This is a genomic window from Aliivibrio fischeri, from assembly GCA_038993745.2.
GTDB classification, from domain to species: Bacteria; Pseudomonadota; Gammaproteobacteria; order Enterobacterales; family Vibrionaceae; genus Aliivibrio; species Aliivibrio fischeri_B.
Map to the genome: position 1 here is coordinate 1,218,931 of CP160629.1, position 12,143 is coordinate 1,231,073.

Annotated in this window: 12 protein-coding genes; 9 read left to right on the plus strand and 3 right to left on the minus strand. The window is 38.8% G+C overall.

All coding sequences use genetic code 11. From position 1 onward, the window contains the following. The first annotated feature begins 11 nt into the window (after positions 1 to 11). The 5 genes from AAFX60_005950 (at position 12) to AAFX60_005970 (ending at position 5,392) form a co-directional block, all read left to right on the plus strand. Positions 12 to 1,241 carry an FtsX-like permease family protein gene (locus AAFX60_005950; protein ID XDF78667.1) on the plus strand — a complete coding sequence of 410 codons (1,230 nt, stop codon included), beginning with the start codon at positions 12 to 14 and terminating at the stop codon, positions 1,239 to 1,241. Further along, positions 1,231 to 2,448, plus strand: a complete 1,218-nt coding sequence (locus tag AAFX60_005955; GenBank protein XDF78668.1) for an FtsX-like permease family protein — start codon at positions 1,231 to 1,233, stop codon at positions 2,446 to 2,448. Before AAFX60_005950 ends, AAFX60_005955 begins: the two co-directional genes overlap by 11 nt. Before the next feature lie 9 nt (positions 2,449 to 2,457). Then, a complete protein-coding gene (locus tag AAFX60_005960) occupies positions 2,458 to 3,141 on the plus strand; it encodes an ABC transporter ATP-binding protein (protein XDF78669.1) in 684 nt (227 codons plus the stop codon). A 122-nt stretch (positions 3,142 to 3,263) separates the two neighbouring features. After that, complete coding sequence (locus AAFX60_005965; protein XDF78670.1) at positions 3,264 to 4,169, plus strand: DnaJ C-terminal domain-containing protein; 906 nt, start codon at positions 3,264 to 3,266, stop codon at positions 4,167 to 4,169. A gap of 38 nt (positions 4,170 to 4,207) precedes the next feature. Next, complete coding sequence (locus AAFX60_005970; GenBank protein ID XDF78671.1) at positions 4,208 to 5,392, plus strand: hypothetical protein; 1,185 nt, start codon at positions 4,208 to 4,210, stop codon at positions 5,390 to 5,392. Between the two features lie 47 nt (positions 5,393 to 5,439). On the opposite strand, the gene AAFX60_005975 is transcribed toward AAFX60_005970, so the two are convergent. Then, positions 5,440 to 5,697 carry a DUF2798 domain-containing protein gene (locus AAFX60_005975; protein ID XDF78672.1) on the minus strand — a complete coding sequence of 86 codons (258 nt, stop codon included), beginning with the start codon at positions 5,695 to 5,697 and terminating at the stop codon, positions 5,440 to 5,442. A 107-nt stretch (positions 5,698 to 5,804) separates the two neighbouring features. On the opposite strand from AAFX60_005975, the gene AAFX60_005980 reads away from it, so the two are divergent. Next, positions 5,805 to 6,671: a LysR family transcriptional regulator gene (locus AAFX60_005980; protein XDF78673.1), complete on the plus strand. Its 867-nt coding sequence runs from the start codon at positions 5,805 to 5,807 to the stop codon at positions 6,669 to 6,671. A 48-nt stretch (positions 6,672 to 6,719) separates the two neighbouring features. On the opposite strand, the gene AAFX60_005985 is transcribed toward AAFX60_005980, so the two are convergent. Both AAFX60_005985 and AAFX60_005990 read right to left on the minus strand, forming a co-directional pair. Continuing rightward, positions 6,720 to 7,703 carry an HAD family hydrolase gene (locus AAFX60_005985; GenBank protein XDF78674.1) on the minus strand — a complete coding sequence of 328 codons (984 nt, stop codon included), beginning with the start codon at positions 7,701 to 7,703 and terminating at the stop codon, positions 6,720 to 6,722. A 113-nt stretch (positions 7,704 to 7,816) separates the two neighbouring features. Continuing rightward, positions 7,817 to 8,668, minus strand: coding sequence for an SIS domain-containing protein (locus AAFX60_005990; protein ID XDF78675.1), 852 nt, complete (start codon positions 8,666 to 8,668; stop codon positions 7,817 to 7,819). Between the two features lie 260 nt (positions 8,669 to 8,928). Here AAFX60_005990 and murQ point away from each other — a divergent pair, with 260 nt between their 5' ends. The 3 genes from murQ (at position 8,929) to AAFX60_006005 (ending at position 12,082) form a co-directional block, all read left to right on the plus strand. Next, positions 8,929 to 9,831 carry an N-acetylmuramic acid 6-phosphate etherase gene (gene murQ, locus AAFX60_005995; GenBank protein ID XDF78676.1) on the plus strand — a complete coding sequence of 301 codons (903 nt, stop codon included), beginning with the start codon at positions 8,929 to 8,931 and terminating at the stop codon, positions 9,829 to 9,831. 86 nt (positions 9,832 to 9,917) lie between these two features. After that, positions 9,918 to 11,372 (plus strand): PTS N-acetylmuramic acid transporter subunit IIBC, encoded by a 1,455-nt coding sequence (gene murP / locus AAFX60_006000; protein ID XDF78677.1) that lies wholly within the window; start codon positions 9,918 to 9,920, stop codon positions 11,370 to 11,372. A 170-nt stretch (positions 11,373 to 11,542) separates the two neighbouring features. Continuing rightward, the gene (locus AAFX60_006005) at positions 11,543 to 12,082 is read left to right on the plus strand and encodes a YaeQ family protein (protein XDF78678.1); all 540 of its coding nucleotides are present in this window, start codon (positions 11,543 to 11,545) and stop codon (positions 12,080 to 12,082) included. Positions 12,083 to 12,143: the final 61 nt, after the last annotated feature.

A 12,143-nucleotide genomic window follows, 5' to 3' on the forward strand; every position in this document is an offset into this window, starting at 1 on the left:
AGGTGCTGAATATGCTTATTAAATTAGCTTGGCGAAACCTATGGCGACAGAAAAGAAGAACGATATTAACGGCCTCTGCATTAGCCTTGGCCTTATTACTTTCGTTGTTGATGCGTAGCATTCAAGAAGGGAGCTATACAGCAAATATCGAGAATGCCGCACGTTTATCAACTGGCCTTATTCAACTGCAAAATCCCGAATTTAAAGAAACGCAAAGTATTGATGATTTGTTACCAATGAGTGACGACTTCATCGCTCCCACTAAGCAACAACCTAATATCCAATTTACCTTACCTCGAATTGAAACGTTTTCACTTGCTGCCGCAAAAGATAAGTCCAAGGGTGTATTAGTTGTTGGTGTCGATCCTCAACCTGAAAATACCTATTCATCTTTGGCAGATAAAGTGGTGCAAGGAGCGTATTTTACCGCAACGGATAAATCGGTATTGTTATCAGAAGGACTGGCGAGATATTTTCAGTTAAATGTAGGGGATGAAATTGTTCTCTATGGGCAAGGTTATCGAGGGCAAACTGCAGCAGGCTTATACGTAATAAAAGGCATTGTTCACTTTCCAATGCCAGATCTAAATAACCAATTAATCTACCTTCCTATTCAAGAAGCGGTTCAACTCTTTAGTACCGAGAATCAAGTAACGTCATGGGTATTGCATACACGTGATTTTTCTTTGTTACCACAAACGGTTAATAACTTACAAAAAGGATATGGGCAAGCAGTGTCTGTACGTCCGTGGAATGATCTCAGCCCTGAAATGGAGCAGCAAATTCAAATCGATAGAGTGAGCGGTATCATCATGATGTACATCTTATATGGCATTGTGGGCTTTGGTTTGTTCGCCACATTATTAATGATGACTCTTGAAAGACAACGTGAATTTGGTGTGATGTTAGCGACTGGAATGGTTCGGTTTCGATTATTAAAGCTATTAGTGATTGAATCTTTCTTTATTGGCTTATTAGGTATTCTTTTAGGCTTAGTTATCGCTATTCCGGTTCTTGGTTATCTCTATATCAATCCAATTACATTAACGGGTGACACCGCCAAAGCGATGCTTGAAATGGGGTACGATCCTGTTATTCCAGTATTAATCAGTGGGCGGCTTTTTATAAACCAAATGTTGATTGTTACAGGCTTACTTCTTTTATGCCTAATATATCCATTATGGCGTGTTTATCACCTCGATATTGTTACTGCATTAAAAGGAGGTTCGCATGCTGCTTAAATTAGCGTGGCGTAATGTGTGGCGCAATAAAATGAGAACCTCAATCATGTTAGGCGCTATGATTTTCGGTGTCGTAGGCGTGATTTTAATGATGGGGTTCATGTCTGGCTTTATCGATAATATGGTGAAAAATACCATTCAGTGGCAAACCAGCCATATTCAAATTCATCAAAAGAATTATGCGTTAAATCCGGATATCAATCTTGTTATTGATGAAGAAAAGGAAATCACTCAGTTATTAAATGATTCCTCGGAAGTGAAAGCATGGTCAAGTCGTACTTTAGTCAACGGCATGATAGCGTCAGCACGAAGTACCAGAGGCATAAAGATAAATGGCATCAATCTTCAAATGGAGAAAAAAATAACCCCGTTATCGACGCATATCATTGATGGTGAATGGCTAAGTGAAACAGGTCGAAATCCCATTTTAGTATCACAAAAAACCGCAGAGCGATTAAAACTGCGCGTGGGTTCTAAAGTCGTGCTTACTTTTAGTGATACGACAGGCGAAGTTACTGGAGCTGCGTTTAGAGTCAGTGGCATATTTAAAACATCGTCGAGCACGTTTGATGATGCCAACACTTACGTTCGTAAAGCAGACTTACAGAAAGTCGGAAAAGTATTTCAAGATCATGAAATAGCGATTTTATTAAACGACAATACAAAAGTAGAGGCGTTTAGAGATCACTTAATAGCAAATATAAATTCAGATAATAGTGTGCAAGATTGGCTGCAATTACAGCCTATTTTGTCAACGATGATGAGTTCGATGAACGCTGGTAATCAAGTTATCTTAGTCATTTTTATTGTCGCAATGGGCTTTGGGATCATTAATATTTTATTGATGTCTGTGTTTGAGCGCACTCGAGAGTTTGGTGTTCTGATGGCCGTTGGCATGAAGAAAGATCGGATTCGTTATCTCATTATTTTGGAGTCTGGATTCCTAGGGTTATTAGGAGGAGGGATAGGAGTACTGTTGTCCATATTATGTATAGCGGTGTTCAACCATACCGGTATTCCACTAGAGTCCATGGCACAAGGCCTTAATGCATTTGGTATTGATTCGGTACTTTATCCTAGTATTTCATGGCATCAATACGCAGTGGTATCCATTATGGTCTTCTTTGTTAGCGTGTGTGCGGGGTTATATCCAGCGCACCAGATCATTAAAAAGAATCCTGTTCAAGCAATGGCAGAAAAGCAATAAGGTGAGTGTATGACAATTCAAATTAAGCAATTATGCAAAACATACAATCAAGATACAGAGTTTCCAGTTCACGCCGTTGATCATCTTGATCTTACTATTGAACAGGGGGAGTTTGTTGCTGTTATTGGTCCATCAGGTTCAGGTAAAACCACCTTACTTAATATGCTTGGCGGTATTGATGCCGTAACGTCAGGAAAAGTGAGTATTGATAATTATGAATTAACCGAAATGGATGAAAAGCAGCTGATTGAGTTTCGACGAGACAACATAGGCTTTATCTTTCAAGACTACAGTTTATTACCTGTTTTAACTGCATTAGAGAATGTTGAGTTTGTTATGCTGTTACAGGGTCACGAAGAGGCTGAATGTAAATTACGAGCACAGCAATTATTAAAGCGAGTTGGACTAGAAGATCAACAGCACAAGCGACCAGCTCAATTATCTGGCGGTCAACAACAACGAGTAGCGGTGGCCAGAGCATTAGCCCCACGACCTCGTTTTATTATGGCAGATGAACCAACGGCAAATTTAGATGCAAAGAGTACCGCAGAGCTACTAGATATTATGGAAGCGCTAAACCAAGAAGAGAATACAACGTTTATTTTTTCTACCCATGATTCTCGCGTATTTGAAAGAGCCAAAAGAATCATCGTGTTTGAAGATGGCCAATTAAAAGAAGATAAACAGCAATAATAATGTGAGATAGATCTTGACCTAAATCTGATAGTACATAAACTCCAATGATTAGTTTTTATTAAAGAAAGACGTAAGAGTTTGTTCTTACGCCTGATTCTATTCATTGACGAGGTTAAGTCATGTCTAAACGTGATTATTATGAAGTCCTTGGTGTTTCTAAAAGCAGCACAGAAAAAGAGATTAAAAAAGCATATAAACGTCTTGCGATGAAATACCACCCAGATAAAAATCAAGGTGATGCACAAGCCGCTGATAAGTTTAAAGAAATTAAAGAAGCATACGAAGTATTAACTGATCCAGATAAGCGTGGACAGTATGATGACTTTGGTCATGCAGCATTCCAAAATGGCGGTAACGGCGGCTTCGGTGGTGGTTTTGGAGGCGGCCATAGCCAAGGTTTTGGTGGATTTGAAGATATTTTTGGTAGTGCCTTTGGTGGTCGTTCGCGTGGCGGTTTTGGTAGTGGTGGATTTGAGGATATGTTCTCTCAACATCGTCAACCACGAGCACAAAAAGGACAAGATCGTCAGTTTAACCTGACTGTTGATTTTGCTGATGCTATTAAAGGTTGTGAGCAAATCATTGAGCTGCCAGTGAATGGCGTAAATAAAAAAATCAATGTAAAAGTACCAGCAGGTATTGAAGACGGTGAAAAGATCCGTTTTGCGGGTAAAGGTGAATCAGGTATTAACGGTGGCCCTGCTGGGGATCTACTGATCCAAATTAATACTCGACCACACGCAACATTAAAACGTGATGGAAATGATTTAATTTGTCCTGTGACAACGGATTTTGTTACTGCTGCTTTAGGTGGTGAAGTTGAAATTCAGACTTTAGAGAGTCGTTTTAAACTGAAAGTACCAGCAGGAACACAAAACGGTCGTAAATTCCGCATGAAAGAAAAAGGTGTGAAAAGCCGTAAAGGTGTAACGGGCGACTTATTGGTTGAAATTACCGTAGCAACACCAACAAATTTAACCGAAGAGCAGAAAACATTGCTCATGAAGTTTAAAGAAATCGCATAACTAGCGGAAATATTTAACGAGAAAGGAGGCGTGAATATATGATGAGAAAAATCGGATTATTCATGCCTTTTTTGTTGTTTGTTAGTTATGAAATACAAGCAGAAATCCCGGGTCTTGCACCAGAGAAAAAATGGGATTTAAATGGCTATGTAAAGTACATGGCAACCAATACCATTCCTAACTCCTCCTTATATCCGTCTACCTTTGATAATTTAATTCATCAGCGTTTTAATTTTGAATATCGTTTTTCGGATCATTTACGTGTGAATCTCGGCATGCGTAACCGCCTTATGTTTGGTGATACAGCTGAATACCCTAATTATGGAGAGTACATCTCTTATGATTCGGGTTACGTTGATTTATCGAAAAACTGGTTGGATAAAAAGGGCGTTGTGGGGAACTCACAGTTTGATCGCGCTTATATCAACTGGAATAAAAATGATTGGCAAGCGAGAGCTGGACGATTCCGTATCAACTGGGGAATGACGACGGTTTGGAATCCGAATGACATTTTCAATTCTTATTCCATTTATGATTTTGATTATGAAGAGCGTCCAGGAACGGATGCCATAATGGTAAGTAAAAAACTTGGTTTTGCTAGCTCAATTGATATGGTGTTTAACCCTAATTCAAACAGTGAACTTGATAGCTATGCAACACGATACCTGTTTAATAAACAAGGGTGGGACATGCAAGTTCTATTAGGTAAATCTCACCTTGATTATGTGCTTGGTGCCGGTTTTGCTGGGGATATTTATGGAGCAGGGTTGAGAGGCGAATTCAGTTGGTTTGAACCCACTCAGAGTCGTTATGATAACCAAGATCTTGTTGCATCCAGTGTATCAAGCCTTGAAATGGATTATCGATTTAACAGTGTGAATAATTGGGTGTTACAAGGCTCTGTTATGCATATATCTGAGCCACAAGATGTAGATAGTGCAATGAGTTATTTAAACCTCCCATTAACAGCGCGAACCCTCAGTTTTACCCACTGGACTTGGTATTCAAGCTTAGGTTTTGATATCTCTTCTTTATCACGCATGAATATCATGGGAAGTTATTATGACGATGGTTCTTATTTTATAGGGTTAAACCAAACTTATTCGTTATCCGATAACTGGCAGCTTATTGGGGTTGTGCAATATTTTGATGGCATGAATGATAGTGTATTTGGTGAAAACCCAAGTACCTTACTGTATGCGCAAGTGAAGTGGAGTTTTTAATATAATCATTTGCCCTCAAACCTCTTTCTTTTGCCACTTCTGATTAATTACTGTGATTGGTATAAGTCTAGGTTGCTTTTTGTTTTATCACGACATAACCATGCTGCAAACTCTCTAATCTTAGGAAGAATGGTAAGGTTGGCAGTAATTGCCACAGGCCAAGCAATGGTAAAGCCATTCATCCATGCTGATACCCACTCAACACTGAATCCTCCCATTCTAATTGCCGACATAGAGCCAGACATTAATAGTGCCATGGTAACTGACGAAAGTAAGGCGGACACCCAAAATTGTTTTCTACTCATCTTTTCTCTCTTATTTTTAATAAATTAACGGTTAGTTATATTGGTAAATTTAATAAGAGTGAGTATATTAGTTTCATTAATGATAGAAAATAATGAGTTCTAGAAGTATGAATTCCATATTTGGAAGTATTGATGATTTATTTCTTTTTTGTAAAGTGGCTCAGCTTGGGTCACAACAAAGTGCGGCAAAAGAGCTGAAAGTGCCCGTTTCAACGGTTTCACGCAGGATTTCATCTATGGAAGAGAAGTTAGGCGTTCGCTTATTAGAGAAAAGAGGACGAGAACTCGTACCAACAGAAACAGGAAAACACTATTACCAATTGCTTGAAAGTCAGTTTTCAGACCTAGAAAGTAACTGTCATCAACTTAATGAGCACGTTGATGAAGTGACAGGGATGATTCGTTTATCTTTACCATATCGATTTTATCATCATTATGTTCGTGATTTGATCGTGGATTTTTTACTGGAATACCCAAAGGCGCAAATTGAAGTCAACCTATGTGCAGAAGATACACTACCAGCCACAGATCGAGATTTAGTACTGACTTTTGATATTAGCAGAGCCGATGGAATGATAGCTCGTCCTCTGTTTTTAGCAAAGCACGGTGTATTTGTGACCAAATCTTATTGGGAACATAATCAAACAAAGAATATTGAAGAGTTGGATTGGATTCGATTGAATGATCAGAAAAATCTGATTTATACAGATGAGAAGCAAATCTTAAAGGAAATACATGTGCGTCCTAGGTTAGAGGTGAATGATCTTGACCAAGTACTTCATGCAACGGTTAAAGGGTTAGGGGCTGCTCGATTACCAGTACACCTTGTTACTTCTGATATGGACTTAGTTGAGATCTTTCCTGATTACTCGTTTCCGCCAAGGCAATCCTATTTAGTATATAAACAACGAAAATATCAACCTAGAGCATTAACGATTCTAGTAGAGCGAATTATTAGCGTGATGGAACGATAAAATCCAAGTGCGTTAACACTTGGACTTTATTATTGAAATGTGAAAGCGTTAGTAAACAGTACACCACTCATTTTTCATATCGATTAAGTACCAGTTATCACGCTGGTTAGCTTCATCCATCGCTTTATCTAAATGGCCAACACTTGATTTACGATCGTATTTCCATTCACGAGCTTCGTCTGTGTGATGAACGATCATCGCCATTGAATTTGGCTGGCTAGTTGCCCATTGCATCATTGCATGGTCACCATCTGAGTTACCAATGGCTAATACTGGTTTCTTACCAATGATGTGTTGAATATTTTCAACCTTACCTGCTTTGTCATCAATGGTCAGGATTTCACCTAGTTTAGTGACCGTTGGATTGCCGTTGTTGTAATCGTATTTGTATTTTAATGCGCTACCAATGATTTGCTCTTCAGGAATACCATACACTTCTGGTGCCCATGTACGCATGAAATCAACGCCACCGCCAGAAACGATATAAACTTTAAAGTCATGATCTTGTAGGTAAGTGACCATTTCACGCATTGGTTTGTAAGTAAGCTCAGTATAGGCTTTATTAAAATGTGGGTCTTTTGCTACTTCTAACCATTGTGCGACAGTTTGTTGGTATTCTTCAACGGTCATGCCACTGTGAGTTGCTGTAACTATGTCGAGTAGGGCTTTTTCACCACCAGCAAACACGTTTTTGATGTCATTATTTAGAACAGATTTAAATGGTTCTTGTGTTTTCCATTCAGGATGCTCTTTTGCCATGTTCTTTACTTGGTCTAGCGCAAATGCTAGCTGAAAATAGTAAGGTTTTTCTGACCATAATGTTCCATCATTATCGAAGACAGCAATACGGTCTTGTTCAGGAATAAAGGTTTTTTTTGAAGCATCCGTAGATTGATCAACGTAGTTGACGATTGCTGTTTTACTTGCTCCATCTTGCCATGAAGGTAGTAGATTTGGGTCACAATCTAAAGCCATCGCTGAAAAGGATAAGCCAGATAAGACTGCTAGGGCACAGAGTTTTTTCTTATTCATATTATTATTCACCTAATGTTTGTATCGTTTGAATACATTTATAAAGTCTAGCAATAAATGTCATGAAAAAAGGTTATAAGTGGTATAACAGCTTATATTGACTGTTAGTTATATTAGATCCTATTCATAGTAGATGAGATTTCATCAATCAACAGCTTAGCTTTATCACTTTTTATTTGTAACAACGTCATGAAGAGTAAATCCGTGATGACATTCTGAGCGGTTCTTGATGAAATGGATGAACTACGAAATTGTCTTTCATCTGCAATAGTATCAATACAAAAGTTAGCCAACTTACGTAGAGGGCTTTTCTTTGTACTTGTTAACGCAATCACCGTTGCTCCTTTATCCATTGCTGTTTGTGCAGCCATTAGGATTTCTTTTCGACTACCAGAATATGAGATAACGATTTGAACATCTTGTTTGGTTAAGGTATTTGCCGTTGCTATTTGTACATGGCTATCTTGCTCTGTCAGTGCCGTCATTCCAATTTTCAGTAATTTGAAGGCCAGATCTTTCGCTGTTAATGCGGAGCCACCAATCCCCACAATTTGAATACGTTGCGCTTGGTTAAGCAGAGTTGTGATGAGTTCAAATTCAGAGAAATTAATCGCGTTTGTCGTAGCAATCAGTGCGTGAGTTTTTTCTTGTACTAACTTTTGAGCAATGGTTAGAGAGGAGTCGTCACTATTGATCTTGTTATGGATAGGGCGCTCAGGTTCGAGGATCGCTTGTTTTCGACCAAGATCTTCAATAATCGCTAACTTGAATGCCGTAAATCCTTTAAACCCGAGCCGTTGAGTAAGTTTCACAATACTTGATTGCGATACGCCTACTTTAGCGGCAAGAGCTTGGCTCGAATAGGAGCTGATTGAAGCTGGATCATCAAGAATAAAGTCCAAAATTTTAATCCCGTTTGAGGATAAATTGCTTCTTTGGTTCTGTATCTTTTCTAAAATATTCATTCCATCTCATTTTTATCGAATTAATTATTCCAAATTTGCTTATATTATTCTTTTGTTTTTATCTTTCTGTAACTTGTTGTATATAAATGCTTTAGGCTGTTTGTTGAACTGTTTTTACTTAATTTTAAAATGTATTTATTCCATCTATTTTGAGAGTTTAGAATAACTTTTGTTGTGATTTTGGTCACTTTATGGAATTTTTTATTCTTTATGATAGCAAGCATCAAAATTAAGCATTTAACTTTTAAAGAGTACAGATTATGAAAATCGATTTAACAACATTAGTAACAGAGAGCCGTAACAAAGCGAGTGAAAATATCGATGTGTTATCAACGGTAGAAATGCTAACCGTTATTAACCAAGAAGATCAAAAAGTTGCATTGGCTGTTGAAGCGATTCTTCCTCAAATTGCAGATGTTGTTGATGCTATTGCCGTTGCTTTTCAATCTGGCGGTCGTTTGATTTACACAGGTGCGGGTACTTCAGGGCGTTTAGGTATTTTGGATGCAAGTGAATGTCCTCCAACGTATGGTTCAAACCCTGATTTAGTTGTCGGCTTAATTGCTGGCGGGCACAAAGCGATTTTAAAAGCGGTTGAGAATGCTGAAGATAACCGTGAATTAGGCGCATCGGATCTACAAGACCTCGGTCTTAATGAGAAAGATGTTTTAGTTGGTATTGCGGCAAGTGGTCGAACGCCTTATGTACTTGGTGCGATGGAATATGCGAAATCAGTAGGAGCAACGGTTGCGACACTAAGTTGTAATCCAAATAGCCCAATGACAGAGCTTGCAGATATTAACATGACACCTGTTGTAGGCCCTGAAGTAGTGACAGGTTCTTCTCGAATGAAGGCGGGAACAGCACAAAAATTAGTACTGAATATGCTAACAACAGGGGCGATGATCCGCACTGGTAAAGTATTTGGAAATCTAATGGTTGACGTAGAAGCAACCAATGCAAAATTAGTTCAACGACAAAAAAATATTGTGATTGAAGCAACAGGTTGCTCAGAAGTCGAAGCTTCAGAAGCATTATCTCAATGTGATAATCACTGTAAAACAGCCATTTTAATGGTCTTGTCAGGGTTAGATGCACAAAGTGCGAAAGCAAAATTAGCACAACATAATGGCTTTATTCGAAATGCACTTTCAGACCAGTAATTGGTAACAAGGCCTTATACCAATCTGGATGAAGCAAATTTTATCTAGGTTGGTACCTCAACGAACAAATTAAAAAGGAACAGAAGATGGCTAAAATAACCACTTCCATGATTCAAGAGATACTGACCGCAATTGGTGGCAAATCAAATGTCATTAAGTGTGGAAACTGTATGACACGTCTGCGCCTTACCCTTCATGATGATAATTTAGCAGATAGAGATACAATTAAACGCATTGCAGGTGTGATGGGGCTTGTTGAGAGTGATGATCAATTTCAAATCGTATTAGGCCCAGGTAAAGCACAAACAGCAGCTGAGATGATGAATGAAATGATGGAAGGAGAGGAAGATAACTCTGCTTCAACAGCGACCGAAAGCCGAGATTTAAAAGACGTTGCATCAGAACATAAACAGAAATTGAAGAAAAAACAAACCAGCGCAGCACAACGTTTTTTGAGCAAGTTTGCTACCATTTTTACTCCATTAATTCCGGGGTTCATTGCTGCTGGTCTGTTACTTGGTTTCGCCACTTTACTTGATCAAATTTATATCATAGGTAATGAGTCACCAAATGCGAATCTGGTGGATTTAATTCTTTATATGAAAGTCTTTAGTAAAGGCTTATTCAGCTTCTTAAGTATTTTAATTGGCTACAATGCACAACAAGCATTTGGTGGTTCAGGTGTAAATGGTGCGATCCTAGCGTCATTGTTTGTACTTGGTTATAACCCTGATGCAACCTCTGGTATTTATTCTGGTATGACGGACTTCTTTGGTCATGGTATTGACCCAAGAGGTAACATTATTGGTGTATTGATTGCCGCTATTATAGGTGCTGGCGTTGAGAAGAAAGTTCGCCAATACATGCCTGATAACCTAGATATGATTTTAACTTCGGTTGTGACGTTACTTATTATGGGTGCGGTTACCTTTGTGGTTATCATGCCGATAGGTGGTGTGTTATTCCAAGGTATGTCATGGTTATTCATGAACTTAAACGGCAACCCAATTGGTAGTGCAATTCTTGCGGGTCTGTTTTTAATCTCAGTAATGTTTGGTATTCACCAAGGCTTTGTACCGGTTTACTTTGCTCTAATGGATGCACAAGGCTTTAACTCACTGTTCCCAATCCTTGCGATGGCAGGTGCAGGTCAAGTGGGTGCGGCATTGGCTCTGTATGCAAAAGCAAATAAAGACGCGTTGTTACGTACTCAAGTAAAAGGTTCTATTATCCCAGGCTTTTTAGGCATAGGTGAGCCACTTATTTACGGTGTAACACTTCCACGAGTGAAACCATTTATCACTGCTTGTGTAGGTGGTGCAGCAGGTGGCTTCTTTATCGGCTTAGTTTCATACATGGGCTTACCAGTAGGTTTGAATACTGTATTTGGTCCATCAGGTATCGTTGCTCTACCTCTTATGACATCTAACGCAGGTATCTTTGCCGGAATGCTAGTCTTTGCAGCAGGTTTGGTAATCTCATACGTCGCTGGCTTTCTTGCAACTTGGTTCTTCGGAACAAAGAATGTTGATTTAAGCTAAGAGACGAGTTCATAGAATAAATTAACGAATAAAAAGTACTTTCCCCTATAAGTACGCTAAGGCCTCACAGGTACCACTGTGAGGCCTTTTTTATGAAAAATCAGACACCTCTGGTATAGCAACAAGAAAAGGGTACAATGCATGCAATTCTCATATTGTTAGGAAAGCCTGTGGCTCTTAAACCAACCATCTATAAATTTCGCGTCGCTTTAACAGACATGAATCGTGATCATTATGATTCATTGAATCTGACGATTGCTCAGCACCCTTCAGAAAACACTGAGCGCATGATGGCGCGTGTATTAGCATTTTGTTTAAATGCAAGAGAAAGTCTAACCTTTACGAAAGGATTATCAGAAGTTGACGAACCTGATATTTGGGTTCGTGAATATGATGACACGATTTCATTATGGATCGATGCGGGTGAACCAGATGCGGATCGTATAAAAAAAGCAACGCGTCAGTCAAAAGAAACTAAGGTCTACAGCTTCAATTCAAAATCAGAAGTGTGGTGGAAACAAAACCAAAGTAAATTTGCTCCTTATTCAGTTGATGTTGTTCGTTTTGATTGGGAACAAATTCAAGCGTTTGCCGCATTACTGCAAAGAACTATGGATATTTCAGTGATGATCACAGGTGACTCTGCATTTATTTCAACTGAGCAGGGCGAGTGTGAAGTTACTTGGGAAACCCTACAATCAGTAGAATAAGTGATTTAGATTCATTTATTTGATTTTACTGTTTCAGTAATTAAATCTGGTTCATAATGCC

Excerpts from the sequence above, each read along its gene's own strand:
- AAFX60_005950 (XDF78667.1), top strand. The coding sequence starts at position 12 with ATGCTTATTAAATTAGCTTGGCGAAACCTATGGCGACAGAAAAGAAGA.
- AAFX60_005955 (XDF78668.1), top strand. The coding sequence starts at position 1,231 with ATGCTGCTTAAATTAGCGTGGCGTAATGTGTGGCGCAATAAAATGAGA.
- AAFX60_005960 (XDF78669.1), top strand. The coding sequence starts at position 2,458 with ATGACAATTCAAATTAAGCAATTATGCAAAACATACAATCAAGATACA.
- AAFX60_005965 (XDF78670.1), top strand. The coding sequence starts at position 3,264 with ATGTCTAAACGTGATTATTATGAAGTCCTTGGTGTTTCTAAAAGCAGC.
- AAFX60_005970 (XDF78671.1), top strand. The coding sequence starts at position 4,208 with ATGATGAGAAAAATCGGATTATTCATGCCTTTTTTGTTGTTTGTTAGT.
- AAFX60_005975 (XDF78672.1), bottom strand. The coding sequence starts at position 5,697 with ATGAGTAGAAAACAATTTTGGGTGTCCGCCTTACTTTCGTCAGTTACC.
- AAFX60_005980 (XDF78673.1), top strand. The coding sequence starts at position 5,805 with ATGAATTCCATATTTGGAAGTATTGATGATTTATTTCTTTTTTGTAAA.
- AAFX60_005985 (XDF78674.1), bottom strand. The coding sequence starts at position 7,703 with ATGAATAAGAAAAAACTCTGTGCCCTAGCAGTCTTATCTGGCTTATCC.
- AAFX60_005990 (XDF78675.1), bottom strand. The coding sequence starts at position 8,668 with ATGAATATTTTAGAAAAGATACAGAACCAAAGAAGCAATTTATCCTCA.
- murQ (XDF78676.1), top strand. The coding sequence starts at position 8,929 with ATGAAAATCGATTTAACAACATTAGTAACAGAGAGCCGTAACAAAGCG.
- murP (XDF78677.1), top strand. The coding sequence starts at position 9,918 with ATGGCTAAAATAACCACTTCCATGATTCAAGAGATACTGACCGCAATT.